20 protein-coding genes are annotated in these 15,962 nt (G+C 55.6%); 15 read left to right on the forward strand and 5 right to left on the reverse strand.

Annotated features, from left to right (window positions below; genetic code table 11):
* Positions 1-197: 197 nt before the first annotated feature.
* The 3 genes from AC27KL_RS07470 to AC27KL_RS07480 are packed head-to-tail and all read left to right on the forward strand — an operon-like array spanning position 198 to position 2,103.
* Positions 198-722 (forward strand): GNAT family N-acetyltransferase, encoded by a 525-nt coding sequence (locus AC27KL_RS07470; RefSeq protein ID WP_487169323.1) that lies wholly within the window; start codon positions 198-200, stop codon positions 720-722.
* A gap of 40 nt (positions 723-762) precedes the next feature.
* Positions 763-1,203, forward strand: coding sequence for a hypothetical protein (locus tag AC27KL_RS07475; protein ID WP_339321422.1), 441 nt, complete (start codon positions 763-765; stop codon positions 1,201-1,203).
* A gap of 27 nt (positions 1,204-1,230) precedes the next feature.
* Complete coding sequence (locus AC27KL_RS07480; protein WP_487169324.1) at positions 1,231-2,103, forward strand: GNAT family N-acetyltransferase; 873 nt, start codon at positions 1,231-1,233, stop codon at positions 2,101-2,103.
* A gap of 18 nt (positions 2,104-2,121) precedes the next feature.
* On the opposite strand, the gene AC27KL_RS07485 is transcribed toward AC27KL_RS07480, so the two are convergent.
* Positions 2,122-2,319, reverse strand: coding sequence for a hypothetical protein (locus AC27KL_RS07485; protein ID WP_339321420.1), 198 nt, complete (start codon positions 2,317-2,319; stop codon positions 2,122-2,124).
* A gap of 99 nt (positions 2,320-2,418) precedes the next feature.
* Here AC27KL_RS07485 and rpiA point away from each other — a divergent pair, with 99 nt between their 5' ends.
* Both rpiA and AC27KL_RS07495 read left to right on the forward strand, forming a co-directional pair.
* Complete coding sequence (gene rpiA, locus AC27KL_RS07490) at positions 2,419-3,093, forward strand: ribose-5-phosphate isomerase RpiA (RefSeq protein WP_487169325.1); 675 nt, start codon at positions 2,419-2,421, stop codon at positions 3,091-3,093.
* Between the two features lie 69 nt (positions 3,094-3,162).
* Positions 3,163-3,633 (forward strand): MarR family winged helix-turn-helix transcriptional regulator, encoded by a 471-nt coding sequence (locus AC27KL_RS07495; protein WP_339321418.1) that lies wholly within the window; start codon positions 3,163-3,165, stop codon positions 3,631-3,633.
* Between the two features lie 116 nt (positions 3,634-3,749).
* Here AC27KL_RS07495 and AC27KL_RS07500 read toward each other — a convergent pair whose 3' ends face one another.
* Both AC27KL_RS07500 and AC27KL_RS07505 read right to left on the reverse strand, forming a co-directional pair.
* Positions 3,750-4,049 carry a hypothetical protein gene (locus tag AC27KL_RS07500; protein WP_339321417.1) on the reverse strand — a complete coding sequence of 100 codons (300 nt, stop codon included), beginning with the start codon at positions 4,047-4,049 and terminating at the stop codon, positions 3,750-3,752.
* Positions 4,050-4,078: 29 nt separating this feature from the next.
* On the reverse strand, positions 4,079-4,924 hold the full coding sequence (locus tag AC27KL_RS07505) for a helix-turn-helix transcriptional regulator (protein WP_036711756.1): 846 nt from the start codon (positions 4,922-4,924) through the stop codon (positions 4,079-4,081).
* A gap of 144 nt (positions 4,925-5,068) precedes the next feature.
* On the opposite strand from AC27KL_RS07505, the gene fabF reads away from it, so the two are divergent.
* The gene (fabF, locus tag AC27KL_RS07510) at positions 5,069-6,307 is read left to right on the forward strand and encodes a beta-ketoacyl-ACP synthase II (RefSeq protein ID WP_487169326.1); all 1,239 of its coding nucleotides are present in this window, start codon (positions 5,069-5,071) and stop codon (positions 6,305-6,307) included.
* 227 nt (positions 6,308-6,534) lie between these two features.
* On the opposite strand, the gene AC27KL_RS07515 is transcribed toward fabF, so the two are convergent.
* Complete coding sequence (locus AC27KL_RS07515) at positions 6,535-7,731, reverse strand: MFS transporter (RefSeq protein WP_487169327.1); 1,197 nt, start codon at positions 7,729-7,731, stop codon at positions 6,535-6,537.
* Positions 7,732-7,969: 238 nt separating this feature from the next.
* On the opposite strand from AC27KL_RS07515, the gene AC27KL_RS07520 reads away from it, so the two are divergent.
* The 5 genes from AC27KL_RS07520 (at position 7,970) to AC27KL_RS07540 (ending at position 12,432) form a co-directional block, all read left to right on the forward strand.
* On the forward strand, positions 7,970-8,404 hold the full coding sequence (locus tag AC27KL_RS07520; RefSeq protein WP_339321413.1) for a GNAT family N-acetyltransferase: 435 nt from the start codon (positions 7,970-7,972) through the stop codon (positions 8,402-8,404).
* A 129-nt stretch (positions 8,405-8,533) separates the two neighbouring features.
* A complete protein-coding gene (locus AC27KL_RS07525; protein ID WP_487169328.1) occupies positions 8,534-9,106 on the forward strand; it encodes an RNA polymerase sigma factor in 573 nt (190 codons plus the stop codon).
* The gene (locus AC27KL_RS07530; RefSeq protein ID WP_487169329.1) at positions 9,097-9,447 is read left to right on the forward strand and encodes a hypothetical protein; all 351 of its coding nucleotides are present in this window, start codon (positions 9,097-9,099) and stop codon (positions 9,445-9,447) included. Before AC27KL_RS07525 ends, AC27KL_RS07530 begins: the two co-directional genes overlap by 10 nt.
* Positions 9,425-11,671 carry a hypothetical protein gene (locus AC27KL_RS07535; protein ID WP_487169330.1) on the forward strand — a complete coding sequence of 749 codons (2,247 nt, stop codon included), beginning with the start codon at positions 9,425-9,427 and terminating at the stop codon, positions 11,669-11,671. The genes AC27KL_RS07530 and AC27KL_RS07535 overlap by 23 nt, the downstream gene beginning before the upstream one ends.
* 128 nt (positions 11,672-11,799) lie before the next feature.
* Entirely contained in the window at positions 11,800-12,432 is a 633-nt protein-coding gene (locus tag AC27KL_RS07540) for an SGNH/GDSL hydrolase family protein (protein WP_339321410.1), read from the forward strand.
* Between the two features lie 46 nt (positions 12,433-12,478).
* On the opposite strand, the gene AC27KL_RS07545 is transcribed toward AC27KL_RS07540, so the two are convergent.
* Complete coding sequence (locus AC27KL_RS07545) at positions 12,479-13,144, reverse strand: tetratricopeptide repeat protein (protein ID WP_487169331.1); 666 nt, start codon at positions 13,142-13,144, stop codon at positions 12,479-12,481.
* A 416-nt stretch (positions 13,145-13,560) separates the two neighbouring features.
* Here AC27KL_RS07545 and AC27KL_RS07550 point away from each other — a divergent pair, with 416 nt between their 5' ends.
* From AC27KL_RS07550 to AC27KL_RS07565, 4 genes are all read left to right on the forward strand, one after another.
* On the forward strand, positions 13,561-14,151 hold the full coding sequence (locus tag AC27KL_RS07550) for an HD domain-containing protein (protein ID WP_487169332.1): 591 nt from the start codon (positions 13,561-13,563) through the stop codon (positions 14,149-14,151).
* Between the two features lie 153 nt (positions 14,152-14,304).
* Positions 14,305-14,523, forward strand: a complete 219-nt coding sequence (locus tag AC27KL_RS07555; RefSeq protein WP_036711774.1) for a helix-turn-helix domain-containing protein — start codon at positions 14,305-14,307, stop codon at positions 14,521-14,523.
* 212 nt (positions 14,524-14,735) lie between these two features.
* Complete coding sequence (locus AC27KL_RS07560) at positions 14,736-15,536, forward strand: glycoside hydrolase family 25 protein (protein WP_487169333.1); 801 nt, start codon at positions 14,736-14,738, stop codon at positions 15,534-15,536.
* Positions 15,537-15,671: 135 nt separating this feature from the next.
* Positions 15,672-15,782, forward strand: a complete 111-nt coding sequence (locus tag AC27KL_RS07565) for a sporulation protein YjcZ (RefSeq protein ID WP_197069988.1) — start codon at positions 15,672-15,674, stop codon at positions 15,780-15,782.
* Positions 15,783-15,962: the final 180 nt, after the last annotated feature.

Consider the following 15,962-nt stretch of genomic DNA (forward strand, 5'->3'; position numbering starts at 1 on the left):
CCGCCGCGGAGGGTAATGTATAAGTGTAGACATTCTTCTTTTATTTTTGGCTCCGGCTGGTTCAGCCGCGGGCCGTTTTTTTGTATAATGAGAGAAAAAAGGAGGATGTACGGTCATTCCAAAAAAAATCATCGCATTTCCAAACTAACGGAAGGAAAAGGAGGGATCATCTAAATAAGCATTGGAGGAAGCAAATCATGGTCATTAGAGAACTGCAGCTTCATGAATCGGGTTTGATTCGGCAAATCGACAGATCGGAAACGATCGAAAGCATCTATAAAATGAAAGACGGCGTGCTGGAGGCCCTTCCTGCCGGGCATGAATGCCCGTCCTGGGACGAGGAGCACACGCGGGAAATGATCGAACGTTTTGAGACCGAGCTCTGTAGCGGAGGCGCGGCTTACGGCGCTTTTGCCGGGGACACCCTTGTCGGATTCGGCGTGCTTGGGCACCGGTTCCGCGGCGAACAATTGGACCGGCTGCAGGTGGATTTGATGTATGTCAGCCGCGCGTACCGCAGGCAAGGCATCGGAACGAAGCTGATGGAGGAGCTTGCCAACGAGGCTCGCAAGCGCGGAGCGTCCTATTTATACATTTCTTCGACGGAAACCGAATCCGCCGTTCATTTTTATATGGCCAACGGCGGCCGAATCGCCGACCAGGTGGATGAAGAACTGTTCGAACTCGAGCCCGAGGATATCCATATGCTGAAAAAGCTGTAACCGGCAGGCAAGCCGAAAAGAAACGGATGAAGGTGAAGACTTGATTGTTTATATCGGATATGCATTAGGAATACTGATTCTCGCCGGGGCCGGCTTCCTTGCCTGGAGAAATTCCAAACTTATCGCGGAGCAGAAGGAAAAGAAGGGGACCATACCTGCCGTATCGTCCTATACGGTGTTGGTGGAGCGCCAGTCTGCGGCCGGGGAAGCGGCCAACGCGGCAACGCTGCTTGAAGCGGCCTATCGCGAAGCCGAAGGAACGGTAAAAGTCCGTTTAAGCCGGGTTCACGGCACGGTCGGCGAACTGAAGCTGGACCACGCCGTGCAAATCATGGAGCATACCTGCTCCGATCTGGCGTCCAAGGCGGAGATGATCGAGGTCAGGGCAAGCCGCGATGCCGTGATGAACGACGAGGAAGGCCGGGCCTTGGACCGGCTTGAGCAGGGACTGCGGGGTTCACCCGCGAACGCGAACCGGTAAGAAGCAACCAAAAGGGGAGACCTAAAAATGCAATTCCGCCATTTTACGGACCCGTCCGCCTTCCGCGCACATGTGGAGGCGGTACTCATGGAGCAGGAAGCGGTGAACAATCTCCCTCTTGGCGTGTTGTCCAGGCTTGTCCTCGAGGAGAAGGCGGAAGGGCCGTATTTTCTTGCCTCGGTCGACGAAGGGGACAAGCCGCTGCTCGTCATGATGAAGACGCAATCCCACCTGATCCTCGGGGTGCCTGAAGGCATGCCGGCGGGAAAGCTGGAAGCTTGCTGCGCGGCTGCCGCAGAGCATCTGCACCGCCGAAAGGATGTACATATCCCAAGCATCGTAGCCGTTCGCCATGCCGCGGACGCTTTTGCGAAAGCATGGCAGCGGCAGACGGGCCTGGAATCCGTCACTTTGATGGATCAGAGGATTTATCGCTGCACCCAAGTGGAGGAGGTCCCGGACCGTCCGGGATGCTTCCGTTTGGCCGCGCCTGGGGAGGCGCCGCTGATTGCCGGATGGATCGAGGCCTTTTGCGAAGAAGCGCTGGAAAGCATCAGCCGGGATGCCGCCGAACAAATGGCCGCACGTGGGATCGCCAACAAAGCGATTTACGTTTGGGATTACGGCGGGCCGGTTTCGATGGCGCAAAAGACGCGCCCGACCGCAAACGGGGCGGTGATCAACATGGTATTCACGCCCCGCCCGCTCCGCGGCCGGGGTTATGCAAGCTCTTGCGTCGCCGCCTTGACCCGAAGCCTATTGAGCGGCCCGGGGCGGTTTGCATCGCTGTATACGGATCTAAGCAATCCGGTTTCCAACCGGATTTACATGAACATCGGGTACCGCCCGGCGGCGGATTCGGTCGTGTACGGCTTTAAGGGGACGGAGGCAGCGGATTGACAAAGGCCGAATCGGGGGCTACATATGGTAACTGCCGCTCGGTTCGTACAGCACCCATTCCAGCATGCTGATCATATCCTCCAGCCGAAGCAGCTGCGCGTTCAGCGACGCATGCGCCGGAGACCCTTGTTCGGCGGACTCGATGCGGGACATCAGCGATTTTTTTTGCAGCGTAAGTTCATTGATTTTGGATTTGATTTGATTTTCGGTTCTCATGTCGGTACCTCCAAAGATTGTCATCTAATGCCTGATTATATCACAAGAACCGTGACGGACCGGAAAAGGAAATGAATCTCGTTTGAGGAGCGTGGGAACATGAATTTGAAACAGCTGGCCGCCGAAAAAGCGGTGGAATATGTGGAAGACGGGATGCGGATCGGGCTTGGAACGGGTTCGACGGCTTATTGGGCCATCCGTAAAATCGGGGAACGCGTCCGGGCAGGGTTAAGCATTCAAGCGGTAGCCACCTCCAAGGCTTCGGAAAAGCTGGCGCAGGAAGAGGGGATTCCGCTGGTTCCTTTCGACCAAATCGCAGGGCTGGATCTGACGATCGACGGCGCCGATGAGCTCGACCGGGGGCTTCACCTGATCAAAGGCGGCGGAGGCGCCCTGCTGCGGGAAAAAATCGTTGCGTACCACAGCAAGGAATTGATTATTATCGCGGACGAGAGCAAGTTCGTGGACAAGCTCGGCAGCTTTCCGCTGCCGGTCGAAATCGTTCCTTTTGCGAATGAATGGACGATGGCTGCGCTGGAAAAGCTGGGCGCAAAGCCGATGCTCCGAACCGACGGCGAGCGCCTGTTCATCACGGACAACGGCAACTACATTGCCGATTGCCGTTTTGGCGTGATCGAACATCCGGCGGAGCTGCATGCGCAGCTGCTCGCGCTGCCTGGCGTCGTGGACAACGGCCTGTTTATCGGACTCGCAGCCCGGGCCGTGATCGGGCATCAGGACGGCACCGTAACGGTGATGACGCCCGAAAAATAGCAGGCCATTGACAATTGCGCGGGTTTCCACTATCTTTATATTAAGATAGTAGTTTTGGAGGTTTCTCGTATGGCAGACAAAATGAACAATGACGAATTGTCCCTGGAATTATTTATCGTACTCGCACGCGCTTATAATTCGGTCGTAGCCCATTCCTCGCGCGATATCCAAAGCCATGGCCTGAATACCACCGAATTTGGCGTGCTTGATCTTTTGTATCACAAAGGCCCGCAGCCTTTGCAAAAGATCGGCGAGAAAGTGCTGATTTCCAGCGGAAACATTACTTATGTAGCCGATAAGCTGCAGAAAAAAAACCTGCTTGTGCGCAGAGCCTCGCCGGATGACCGCCGCGTCATTTTCGCGGATTTGACGGACGAAGGGCGCGCTTTCTTCGGGTCGATTTTCCCAAGCCACCAAGAGGTGCTCGTCCATGCGGTCGAAGGGCTTAATGAAGACGAGAAAAAGCAGGCCGTCGAGCTTTTGAAGAAGCTGGGGCATGCTGCCGAAGAGAGCTACAAAGCCGGACGCCAAAAATCATAATCCCCTTGTCGGACGTCAAAAGACGGCCCGTCGCCGCGTATCGGACAGCGGACGGCGGGCCGTTTTTCGTTGAATGGAAAGGAAAAAACGCTGGTGATCAGCGGCTTCGAACGCCTTTACAGGTTGAAGCGCTCCAAATGTTCCCAAAGCTTTTCCTCGATTAAAACTTCTTTCTGCTTCGGACCGATCAAATCAAAATGCGGAAAAGGATTCCGGTTGTGGATGTACCGGGAGGGCAGATCATGCGCCTCGCACCATGCCCGGAGCCTTTCCAGGTCCGAGCAGCCCACTTTGGTCACGGTCGTCATGCCGGGGAAACGCGGATCGAGCCAATAATGGGTCAAAAACGCGATTTCGCCGCGGCTGACCGCCTTTTTCCACGCGTCCAGTTCCTTGCGGTTTATGCCAAAAGCCATCGTTCATCATCCCCAGCTTATCATTTGCGTCAATCCGCCGATTGGTTCATCAGCCGCTTCAGCTTGGCTTCCGTCGAGGAGCCGGCGGCAGGCGTATATACGCTGCAGCGGAGGTCGGCGCTGCCTTGCACTTGAAGCGAGGTCAGGTCAAACAGCATTTTCCCCATTTTGGCATGCCGGAATTCGATGACGACCTCGGGCGCGCTGCTGACCTGGCTATGCTTCCATAAGGGCAAAAATTCCGGATCGACCTGCTCCATTTCCTGCAAAAACTGCTCGTACCAGGCGTCTTCCACGTACTGGCCGTAATAGGAACGGAAAATCGAAAGAAATCCCATGACAAAATGCTCCCAGTTCACCGCCAGCCGCCGGAATTCCTTCCGGGTAAACAGCAGCCGGATCATGTTCCGCTGCTCGGCGGGAATGCGCTCGAAGGCAAGGAAGACGTAAGAGGCCGCCCGGTTCCAGCCGACGATCTGGCAGTGGCGGTCGGAGATGATGGTCGGGCAGTAATGCAGCTCGTCCACCATTTTTTGCAGCGCAGGGCTGATCTTGGGCTCCTCCTGCTGCGTCGTTATGGAGCTTGAGGGGGCTTCCATGGCTAAGGCGAACAGATACTTGCGTTCGTCGGGCGTCAAGCGCAGGGCGGCGGCGATGCAGTCGAGCACCGACGACGAAACGTTGATGTCCCGGCCCTGCTCCAGCCATGTATACCAGGTGCTGCTGACGCCGGCCAATTGGGCGACTTCCTCCCTGCGCAGTCCGGGGGTGCGCCGCCTTCCGCCGGCCGGCAATCCGACCGTTTCGGGCTGGATTTTGGCGCGCTGCTCGGTCAGGAAGGCCGACAGCGCCTTAAGGCGGGTATCGCGATTCATGGCGTTCCTCCTCTCTTGTTGCACGGCCAAGCGATCCAAAGTACATGCATAGTATTCATTATACTAGGATAAACAACAACTTGTAATAGGATAACACCTGTGAAAAGATATTTCCATAAAGATTGCACAGGGAGGAATCAGGATATGGAAAGAGTCGTTATTACGGGAGCAGGGCTGGTCTCGCCGCTGGGCAATGACGTGCCGTCTTTTTGGAACGGGCTGCTGCAAGGAACATCCGGGATTACCAAGGTCGATGCCTGGGATACGTCCGTTATGAAAACTTCGCTGGCGGGCGTGGTACGCGATTTTGACGCCGATGCCCGTTTCGGCAGGAAAGAAGCGCGGCGCATGGACCGCTTTTGCCAGTTTGCGCTTGCCGCCGCCGAAGATGCGATTCAGGATGCGGACCTTAAGCTTGATCAGGTGAATAAGGAACGAATGGGAGTTTATGTCGGCTCCGGCATCGGCGGCATTTCGACTTTGATGGAACAGGCGGAGGTGCTTCGTACGCGCGGCGTTTCCCGCGTCAGTCCGCTGCTGGTGCCGATGATGATCTCCAATATGGCGGCGGCGATGATCAGCATTCGCACGGGAGCGGAGGGGCCAACCCTGTCGCCCGTGACGGCTTGTTCGATCGGCAACACGGCCATCGGGGAAGCGTTCCGGCTGATTCGGGCGGGCGGAGCCGACGTAATTCTGGCCGGCGGCGCCGAGGCGGCGATTTCGGAAATTTCGATGGCCGGATTCGGCAACGCGACCGCGCTGTCCGGATGGGATGGCGATCCGGCCCGTGCCAGCAGGCCGTTCGACGCCGGGCGCGACGGGTTTGTCATGGCGGAAGGCGCCGGCATTTTGGTGCTGGAGAGCTTATCCCACGCGCAGCGGCGCGGCGCGCAAATCTATGCGGAAGTGACCGGCTACGGCGCGACCTCCGATGCCTACCATGTGGTGGCTTCCCATCCCGAGGGGAAAGGGGCTTATCTGGCGATGAAGCTTGCGCTTCAGGAGGCCGGCGTCGAGCCGGCCAACGTCGACGTCATCAGCGCGCATGCAACGAGCACGCAGGTCGGCGACCGGTCCGAGGTGGCGGCCATCAAGCGGCTGTTCGGGGAAGAGGCTCACCGGATCCCGGTAACCGCCAACAAATCGATGATCGGCCATATGTTCGGGGCCGCCGGCGGCGTGGAAGCGATCGCGCTGGTGCAAATGATCCGGGACGGCCGCATCCCGCCGACGATCAACCAGGAAACGGCCGATCCGGAATGCGATTTGGATTTCGTGCCGAACGAAGCCCGGAGGAAGGACGTGCGCGTCGGCATATCCAATTCCTTCGGTTTTGGCGGCCATAATGCCGTCATCGTGTTCGAGAAATTCGCGCCCTAAACCGAAAAGGCAGGCGCCGTTTCTACGGAGCAGCCCTAGCCGGATGTTAGGTGACCGGATTTGCATTTTTTTCTGCTGAACAGCAGCGGTTTCGCATGGAAAGGATGACGAGGTTGCCGCGATAACTTGTCCTCTTTTAACATGATATGAACAAAAAGCCGGGTAGAGCGGGCGGTCCCCTTTTCTACCCGGCTTTTTCGCGCCGAAAATCATAGCATAACGGAAACTTAGGCGGCGGCTTGGCGGCGATGGAGGCGGGCAAGCAGCAAAGACAGACACAGGGCGGTTACGAGGAAACCCGCGATCATGTCCACCACGCCATGCCAGCCGTACGCCCCCCAGAACGTGCCGCCAAGCGTCCCCCCGACGCTCGAACCCGCGTAATAAAAAAACAAATAAAGCGAAGAGGCCTGCGCTTTACCGCGTTTGGCCCGGATGCCGATCCAGGAGCTGGCGATCGAATGCGATCCGAAAAATCCGAAGGTGAACATGATGATGCCGGCGATTTTTATGACCAGCAGCGGACTAAGCGTCAGCAGCGCTCCGCACAGAAAAACGGCCAACCCCATCCATAACATAAGCGGCCTGCCGTGCGCGTCGGCCATTTTCCCCATCCAGGTGGAGCTGAAGGTTCCCGCGATATAAACGACAAAAATAAATCCGACCAGCGTCTGGCTGAGGGAATAAGGCGGAGCGATCAGTTGGTAACCGATATAATTGTATAGCGAAACGAAGCTTCCCATAAGCAAAAAGCCAAGCGCGTATAGAATGAGGAGGCCGGGATCTTTGAACTGGCTTCCAAGCGAACGAAGCAGCGATTTGAAGCGCAGCGGGCGGGCTTCAAAATGGCGAGACGGCGGAAGCAGAAACAGGAAAACCAGGCTGAATGCCAACCCGAGCAACCCGATGGCGGCGATGGCGATGCGCCAATCCCACAGATCCGTCAATGCGCCGGTAATGACGCGGCCGCCCATGCCGCCGATGGAGTTGCCGCTAATGTACAGTCCCATGACGGCCCCGAGGCTGCCAGGGGCAATCTCTTCGCCCAGATAGGCCATGGCGATGGCGGGAAGGCCGGCCAACACGGCTCCGAGTAAGATGCGGAAGACGAGCAGCGTATGAAAATTGGGCGCGAATGCAGTGGCAAGCGTCAGAACGGAAGCGGCAATCATGGCGACCGTCATTACCGGCTTGCGGCCCCAAGATTCGCTGAGGGAGCCGACGACGATCATGCTGAACGCCAGCACCAGCGTCGTCAGCGACAGAGACAGGCTGGCCCTCACCGGGGAAATGCCGAATTCCCTGGAGAACTCGGGCATCAACGGCTGGGTATAATAGAGGATGGCGAACGTGTTAAAACCTCCCGCGAAGAGGGCCAAACTCGTTTTGCGGAATGCGGACGTGCCATGCTGGATATAACTCATGCTGCAAAGCCTCTTTCCATGAAAAAAGTTGAAAACGAATCAATTGTTTTCTTAACTCAGTGTACGCCTGTTTGCAAGCTGTTTTCAATATCGGTCCAGCATCGCATTCATGCCTGAAGCTTATCGTTTTCGGGAACCGGGAGAATTTTCAGTATGTTAAAGTTGAAATTTTTGCCGCGGCGGGTTAAAGTAACTCAATGAATTGAAAGATGAAGTGGATGATGTGGAGGTTTTGAACATGCTGTTGAACATTAAATCATACATACGCAAACCGCAGGTGGCCGAGCTGTTTTCCTACGCGGTGTTTCCGGATGACCGGTCGGTCGAGGAGGCCGTCCAAGCCTATGAAAGCAATGACGCCTGGCAGCTGTACGGCTATGAAGACGGCGAACTGCTCGTCGGGATGATCGGATACGAAAAATCGGGGAATGACCTCGTGATTCGCCACATTTCCGTCATTCCCGAAAATCGGGGCCTGGGATATGGCAGAGGGATGATTTTGGAGGCCATGACGAAGGAAAAGCCGGAGCGGGTGATCGCCGAAACGGATGAGGAGGCCGTCGATTTTTACCGGAACATCGGCTTTATCGTGCACAGCTTGGGCGAGCAGTATCCCGGTACGGAGCGCTTCCGCTGCGTATTCGAGGTCGAGGATGAGCCCGAAGAAGAATAATTTGGTTCGGATGGTGTAACATAGCCGGTTCCTCTTGGGGAGCCGGTTTTTGTATTTCATGCAGGGAATCGGATGCTGCGCATTTTTTTTCGGAAACATGCAACCAATCCGCTCCGGGACGCATCATTAATGGCAAGGGGGGAGGAACACGGACTGGATATCATAGCGGGTTTAAAACGGAAGGATGAAGAAGCGCTCGTGCTGCTGATGCAGCAGTACGGCGACGATTTGCTGCGTACCGCCTGCTTGCTGCTCCGGGATCGGCAGGAAGCGGAGGAAGCGGTGCAGGACAGCTTTATCGCGGCCTTTGAACGGATCGGGCAGCTGCGCGACGATACGAAGCTCAAAAGCTGGCTGCTTCGCATCGTTGTCAACCGCTGCCGCATGAAGCAGCGAACCTGGAGTTTCCGGCATCTGTTTCCGTCCGCCTACGTGGACGGGCGGCTGGCGAAAGAAGAGGAGCCGGGGCCCGAAGAAAGGCTTGTGCAGCGGTGGAGGAGCGGCAGCCTCACGAAAGCGGTGCACCGTCTAAGCTATAAATACCGCGAGGTCATTACGCTTTATTATTTTCAGGAGATGGGCGTTGCCGAAATCGCCGATCATCTGCAGGTGAGCAAGAACACGGTCAAAGCGAGGCTTGCCCGAGGGCGCGCCTATTTAAAACAAACGTTGGAGAAGGAGGGGGAGACCGATTGGACTTGAACCGACCGGACGTAAAACGGGAGCTGGACCGGGAGCTTGCAGGCCTTCGCTTCGGCAATCGGCAAAACGTGCTCGAAAGAACGCATCCGAAATCGCTGCCCGGACGGTTAAGAGCATGGTGGAACAAGGAGCTTGAACTGCCGGTCGTCCCGATTGGCGCAGCGCTGCTGCTTTTATTGACAGCCTCCTTTTTGTATCGCGCGGCACTTTATCCGAAAGGCTCCTTGCAGGGAAGCGAAACCGCCTTCAAGCGGGAACTGGTCGAAGAGGCCGGCAGCGTATATTGGAAGGACGATCTCGAAAGGAGGCTTGCCCTGCTTGAAAATCCGGGTCAAAATTAAACATTTGGCGTATGGGGCAGCCCTGCTGCTGGCCGTCATCCTAGCCGTCGCCGTCATGGGGAAGCCGCCCCAAAACATGGCCGGGGCCGATCAAACCGGCGCGGAAGCGAAGGAGCAGGTGCTTCGTAAAATTGCGGCGGCCGGCGCGGAAGAAAAGCTGAAGCTCATAGAGGAATACATGCTGAAAGATGACAGCGCCGATTTAATCCGGGCATACGACATGTACATCGAGTCGACCGGCATGATGTACGGCGGAGGCGTGGTGGACGTCGCCAAGAAGCCTGTTTTTTCCTTGGACGAAAAGCTCCCCTACTTGGAACGGTATGCTGCGGAGGGTAAACCGGGGCCGGCGCTCGCCGCCGCGGCCAAGCTGCTGTCTTATCATTACCAGGGAGAAGGGCAGCAGGAAAAAGCGGCAGAGGTTTTGGCCGACGCCCGTAAAAGGCTGCGTTCCTCGACAGCCGTTTACGCAAGCAACGAACTTCTGCTCATGCAGGCACAGCTCGCCGCCGGGCAAAAACAATATGATACGCTGCTGAAGTTGTGCGCGGAAATAATCGACAGGAACGCAGCAAACGATGATATCCTTGTGCGCATGTCCGAGCTGCTCGCGCAGTATGCGATCGAAAAAGGGGAGGTTCCCCAAACGCTGGAGCTGCTCCGGTCGGATTTGGAACAAAAAAGCAGCCGCATGACAAGCGGGCAGGCCGTCCAAATCCAAAAAGAGGAGCTTCGGGGCATCACGGACCGTTTAAAAAAGATCGCTTCGGGCCGTCCGGCCGGCTTAACCGACGTGTCGGGCACGATTGCGAAAGCAAACGGGGAGCCTTTGGCTTACGCGGGCGTATTTTTGCGGAGAGACGATGATTTGAATCACAGCATGGCGGGTTTTGAACCCTACCAGACGATCACCAACGAAAAAGGAGAGTACGCTTTTAAAGGCGTGGTTCCCGGCCGTTATAAACTCTATCTTGGGGTGAACGCAAGCCAGTTGAACGGCTGGACGTGGCCGGAACGACGCGATGGAGGCTGGATCGACCTGAACGGGCAGCAGTTGGCGGTGGAGAACGTTACGTTTCAGCCGCTGCTCGAACTGCGGGAACCCGTGAACAATGCCATCGTCAAGGACAACAGCATTGCCTTTGCCTGGGAGCCGGTTCAGGGAGCGGCGTATTATAACCTCAGCGTCGGAATAAAGCTGAAGTCGGGTTCGACGACCCATGTCGTCCGCCGGGGAATATCGGTGCCCGAGGTCCGGATCCAGGCGGATGATCTTTATTATGAATATACGGGGATCAGCGGATTTTCCGAAGGCAGCGGCCAGCTGACGATTGATCCGTTGTCCCTGCTCGGATATGCCAATACGGACAACCAGATGACCTGGGACGTCGCGGCTTACGATGCGGAAGGCCGGATGCTGACCCGCAGCGGCGGATACCGTTTGGACGAACGCTTGACGGACCGTCTGCCGTTTTTTTATTTGAAAGCGCGGAAGATGACGGAGGCCGACAGGACGCTTCTCAGCGGGGACTTGAAAAAGGCGGAAGCGATGTATCGGTCGGATTACCGCAAAAATCCCGACGATGCCCATAGCTTGCATATGATCATCAGGCTGCTGCAGGGAACCATGATGCTGCAGGGGAAAGGAGCGGAGGAGGCGGAAGAGAGCCTGCTGGCGGAGCAAACCCGGCTTTTGCGGCAGTTGGTGAAAATGCATCCCGCTGCCTGGTACTACGACATGTTGGCCCAGCAAGCGTTCGATCAGGCCGATTGGGACGAATATCGCCGGTACGACGAACTTGCGGCGGCGCTGGATACGTCGGAGGATACCGGCTATAGGGACGGAACGCGAGCCATCGCTTTCATGAGACAACAAAAATGGGAAGAGGCAGCGGCTTCTTTTCACAAATCGCTCGAAAACGATCCGTCGCACCGGTTCATCGGCGCGTACATCGCCTTAACGATTGCCCGCGGCAGCTCGCTGGAGACAGCGACGGCCTTGGCGGAAAAGTACCCTGACCGGATGTCCTATTCCGGTCCGGTCCATTGGGATGAGCTGCTCCTTGCCATGAAACGGGAAGCGGCGGGACAAGACGGATATTTCCAGACGCTGCGGCAACGGGCCGGCCTGTACGTTCGCGGCGGGGAAGCGGGAGGGGAGCACTCAAGTTCCTCCGCCCCGGCCATGAACCGGTTTTTCGAGCAGCTGAAGCAAGTCAAATAAACCTGGCGTTTGGGCCTGCGCCGATTTTCGTGAGATCTTTTCCCTGTCCCCGGATATTGTCCCTTTCAACGCCGCTTCCCGGCACATACAATGATGAAGTACGAGGAAACGGGAAGGAGGCGAAGGTTGTGGCGATTTCATACACGGCGATCGGCGACTCGCTGACGGTCGGTTTCGGCGCGATGCCCGGAAACGGATTTGCGCCGGTATACCGGAGATTGGCGCAGCAGAAAATCGGGGAACCGGTGGTCTATGAAAATTGGGGAATCAACGGGCTGACCTCCTCGGAATTGTACGACAACGTGAGGCGCAACCCGAGGCTGCGCAGCTCGTTAAAGGACGCGCAAATCATCACGGTGTCGATCGGAGGCAACGACTTGATCCGGGCGGCAAAAAGCGCGCCTTCCCATCAGGCGGCCTCGCATTTCAACAAGGCGTTGTCGCAGTGCGAGTCCAATTTTTCCGGCATCATGCAGTCGATTTACCAGCTGAAATCCGGCAGCAGAACGCCGTACATCGTTCGGGCGGTCGGTCTCTATAACCCCTACCCCCAGGTGGGGGCAGCCACGCAATGGGTTCAGCAATTTAACGGCTACCTGGGCGGTTATTGGGGAAGCGGGTATGCCGCAGCCAACATATTTTCTTCCTTTTACGGACGGGAAAGGGAGCTTTTGTCTTTCGACCATCTTCATCCGAACGGAAGAGGCTACAAAGTGATTGCCGAACATTTGCACCGGCTTGGGTACCATCCGCTGGGCTGATGTTGCGTCCAATGAAAAACAGACCTTTCCGAGGTCTGTTTTTTGATTATTTTTTTATCATGCTAAGCACGGCCCATTTTCGTTCCTGGCGTTTCTTGTATTTCGGAAGGGAGCGGTAAATGTCGATTGCTTCCTGAAAAGCTTCCTTCGCCTCTTCCTTCCGGTCAAGCGACTTGTACATCATGCCGAGCAGGTAATAACCTTCGCAGGATGAAGAATGGATTTCCTGAAACCGACGTACGTAATCCATCGCCTTATCCCGGTCGCTGTTTTTGTAGACGTCGGCCAAACGAAGGTAAGGCTGTCCGTATTTGACGCGCGGATTCAGCTCCAGCGCTCTCAGAATGGAAGTTTCCCCCTCCGCGATTTTGCCGTGCCGCAAATAAACGGTCCCGAGGTCATCCCAAAATTCGGCCGAATCTTCCGATTGCGCTTGGATCGATTCCAGCAGTTTCAACGCCTCGCCGTCTTTTTTTCGTTCGATCAACAGCCTGGCCAGCTCATGTTTCGAAGACACGTCGCTTGGGTTCATGCCAATTTGGGTGCGGAGTTTGGAGATTTGCCCCATCCGTTTGAACGGTTTGGTCACGCTCGGAAGGATGCCGACAAAACGCCGGTCCAGCAAATAGACGATGACCAGCAGGACAAGGATGGCCAGGAAAGGGTTTCCCAGCAATCTCCATAACAGCACAAAACCTAAAATTTTGCCCATATATAACCTCCATAAGTTCGATGTCGACCGACCGTAACGCCCGGAAGCGATGTTCCGCGCGGTTTGTATTCGTCAATGGCTCCGCCAATTCTCTGATCCATAATGAGTTGTCTTCAAGGGAAAGCGGCAACTCCGGATCCAAGGCATATGTCGCTTTCATCAAAACCTGCCTTTTCAATCGAATTCGGTCGTATAACGGCTCCGTATAAAATAATAGCCTCTTTTTCCAGATTATTCTACATTTTGCGATGAAATTATCCGGGGACGGCGAATGCGAAATGCTCCCAAATGATGATTATTGCCCGAACGGACGCTTTTTTCCCGCGCAGAAATCGAATCGGCCTGTTTTCGGAACCCGCTGCGATATATACTAAACGGTGGATCATTCAATAGAGTAACAACGGGGGGCGGTTCGATTGAACGACCGATTAAGCCGGCAAATCGCGTTTATTCGCGAGGTCGACAAACTGAAGACGATTTTTCGCCAAACCTATTTGATGGATGCGGCACGGCATGAAAACGATGCGGAACATAGCTGGCATATCGCGTTGATGGCCTGGCTGCTTGAAGAGCATCGAGGGTCCGAAAAGCTCGACGTGCTGCGGGTCATGAAAATGCTGCTCATCCACGACATCGTGGAAATCGATGCAGGAGATACGTTTGCATATGATGTACAAGGGCATGAGGATCAATTCGAACGGGAGCGGCAGGCTGCAGTTCGGATTTTCGGGTTGCTGCCGCCCGACCAATCGGCCGAAATGATGGAGCTTTGGCTTGAATTCGAACGGAGGGAAACGGCTGAAGCGCGTTATGCCGCAGCGATGGACCGCATACAGCCGCTGCTGCACAATTATTATACGGAAGGCAAGGCCTGGCGCGAGCACCGGGTGACGTCCGGACGCGTGCTTGAACGGATCCGTTTTCTTGAACGGGAAATGCCGGAGCTGCATGCTTTCGTCGCCGGACTGATCCATGATGCGGTCGAGCAAGGGTATTTGCTGCCATGAATCCGAAGTCATAATTCCAGAGAACGATTCAATAGACAAAAACAAGGAAAATGTATTTGATTTCCAATATAAACAAGGGTCTTTAGAACTATTTGCGTGATAATAATGAAAAAAAACAGGCCATCCGCCGATAAAGTAGTTGAGGTGATACGGATGGCCAAAAAGGGACAGACTTTCTGTTCTTACAGTTTGGATACCAAGAAGAAGGCTGTGGACATGCGTCTTCAAGGAATGACGAAAAAAGAGGTCGCCGAAGCGTTGGGAATTGCCGACATCGGGCGTTTGAAGGTATGGATGAGGAAGTACCGAGAGCAAGGGGATTCCGGATTAATAGACCAACGGGGACGCTCCAAAGGAACGTTCCGTTATTAAACGAATGCGTTTACTTCTTGGGGAAAGAAGCCTTTATTTAAGGGCTTCTTTTTCTATGCTTCAAGCCCTGCTTTTCGCCCGGGATTCGCGAAAAGGGCATGGATCCAATTTCCGGATTCGGCGAGGAAACGTCCAAACGGGGGAATGGGAGCACACATAATTATATATACGCGCAGACCGGGCGGTCTGCAGACCAACGCGGAGGTGTTGCTGTGCAAAGCCGAAACGGCAATCATGCCAAAGGGATCGACGTATCGCATTGGCAGGGCGTCATCGATTGGAAACGGGTTAGAAGCGCAGGGTATTCTTTCGCATTTTTGAAAGCGACGGAAGGGCCGAAGCTGGTGGACGACCGGTTCAGGGTCAACTCGCAAGGCGCTCGGTCGGCCGGCTTGTTAACGGGCGCCTATCACTTTACCCGGGCCCGCAATGAGGCCGAAGTCAACGCGGAGCTGGAACATTTCGTTCAGACCGTCGAAAGCGCAGGGGGCTTAAGCTCGTTCAAGCTGCCGCTGGCCCTTGACGTCGAAACGAAAGAAGGCGGGACCCGGGCGAACATCACGGCCATCGTGCGCGAATGGGTAACCCGATTCAAGCTGCGCACCGGCAGAACGCTTATGATCTACACGTACCCCGATTTCATCGACACTTCCCTGGACGGCTCGCTGGGAAACGTTCCGCTATGGTACGCTTACTACAGCAGCGGGGTCCCTGCGGATAAAGGCGGTTTTACTTCGTGGGAGTTTATCCAATATACGAACAAAGGCCGCGTGCCGGGGATCAACGGAGATGTAGACTTGAACGAATATAAAGGAAGCGAGGCGGATCTGATGGCCGCGTACAACCGGAACGATCCGGGAAAAAGGCCGGACGCGCCGGAATGGAAGGAAGCAGGCCGGCAGTGGCTTATCAAGCATGCAGGGATCAGCCCGGAATGGCAAGCGGAAGATCCGCTCGATATCGGCACGCTGGGCGCGATTTTGGCCAAATATGCCGCGTCCGAGAATAAGTAAACAGGAGGGATAAGATAAGACAGGCATTTGCCCTTGAAATTAGGCTCCCGCGCAGCCCGAATTGGGGAGGAGTCTATGCCAAAAGCCAGGCAGGCCACATACTTTAGAGTATGTTAGATGGAAGGAGGGAATGGAATGAGCGGAGTTGTTGGCGGAGTAGGTTGTTACAATCCTTTCGCTTCTACAGGTGCCATTTTGGTTCTCTTTATTTTGCTGGTTATTATTTTGCGCTCTTGCTGGCTGTAATCGGCTTGATTTCTTCAGCGGATCGCTAATGCCGGAAAGATCGCCTGAATGCGGCTTGATGGGGAGCCTGCTTTCAGGCGATTTTACATAAGCGGCGGCATGGAAAAAAAGCGCAGGCCCCGTTTTCGTACGGGACCTGCGCTTTCGTCACGGTGAAACCTTGCGCGGAACACAGGTGAA

The organism is Paenibacillus sp. YAE3 (assembly GCF_057546105.1).

Bases quoted from the DNA above. Each gene is read 5' to 3' on its own strand.
- fabF (WP_487169326.1), top strand. From the start codon at position 5,069: ATGGAAAGAGTCGTTATTACGGGAGCAGGGCTGGTCTCGCCGCTGGGC.
- AC27KL_RS07545 (WP_487169331.1), bottom strand. From the start codon at position 13,144: ATGGGCAAAATTTTAGGTTTTGTGCTGTTATGGAGATTGCTGGGAAAC.
- AC27KL_RS07485 (WP_339321420.1), bottom strand. From the start codon at position 2,319: ATGAGAACCGAAAATCAAATCAAATCCAAAATCAATGAACTTACGCTG.
- AC27KL_RS07525 (WP_487169328.1), top strand. From the start codon at position 8,534: ATGGCAAGGGGGGAGGAACACGGACTGGATATCATAGCGGGTTTAAAA.
- AC27KL_RS07565 (WP_197069988.1), top strand. From the start codon at position 15,672: ATGAGCGGAGTTGTTGGCGGAGTAGGTTGTTACAATCCTTTCGCTTCT.
- AC27KL_RS07470 (WP_487169323.1), top strand. From the start codon at position 198: ATGGTCATTAGAGAACTGCAGCTTCATGAATCGGGTTTGATTCGGCAA.
- AC27KL_RS07500 (WP_339321417.1), bottom strand. From the start codon at position 4,049: ATGGCTTTTGGCATAAACCGCAAGGAACTGGACGCGTGGAAAAAGGCG.
- AC27KL_RS07520 (WP_339321413.1), top strand. From the start codon at position 7,970: ATGCTGTTGAACATTAAATCATACATACGCAAACCGCAGGTGGCCGAG.
- AC27KL_RS07555 (WP_036711774.1), top strand. From the start codon at position 14,305: ATGGCCAAAAAGGGACAGACTTTCTGTTCTTACAGTTTGGATACCAAG.
- AC27KL_RS07480 (WP_487169324.1), top strand. From the start codon at position 1,231: ATGCAATTCCGCCATTTTACGGACCCGTCCGCCTTCCGCGCACATGTG.
- AC27KL_RS07505 (WP_036711756.1), bottom strand. From the start codon at position 4,924: ATGAATCGCGATACCCGCCTTAAGGCGCTGTCGGCCTTCCTGACCGAG.
- AC27KL_RS07495 (WP_339321418.1), top strand. From the start codon at position 3,163: ATGGCAGACAAAATGAACAATGACGAATTGTCCCTGGAATTATTTATC.
- AC27KL_RS07515 (WP_487169327.1), bottom strand. From the start codon at position 7,731: ATGAGTTATATCCAGCATGGCACGTCCGCATTCCGCAAAACGAGTTTG.
- rpiA (WP_487169325.1), top strand. From the start codon at position 2,419: ATGAATTTGAAACAGCTGGCCGCCGAAAAAGCGGTGGAATATGTGGAA.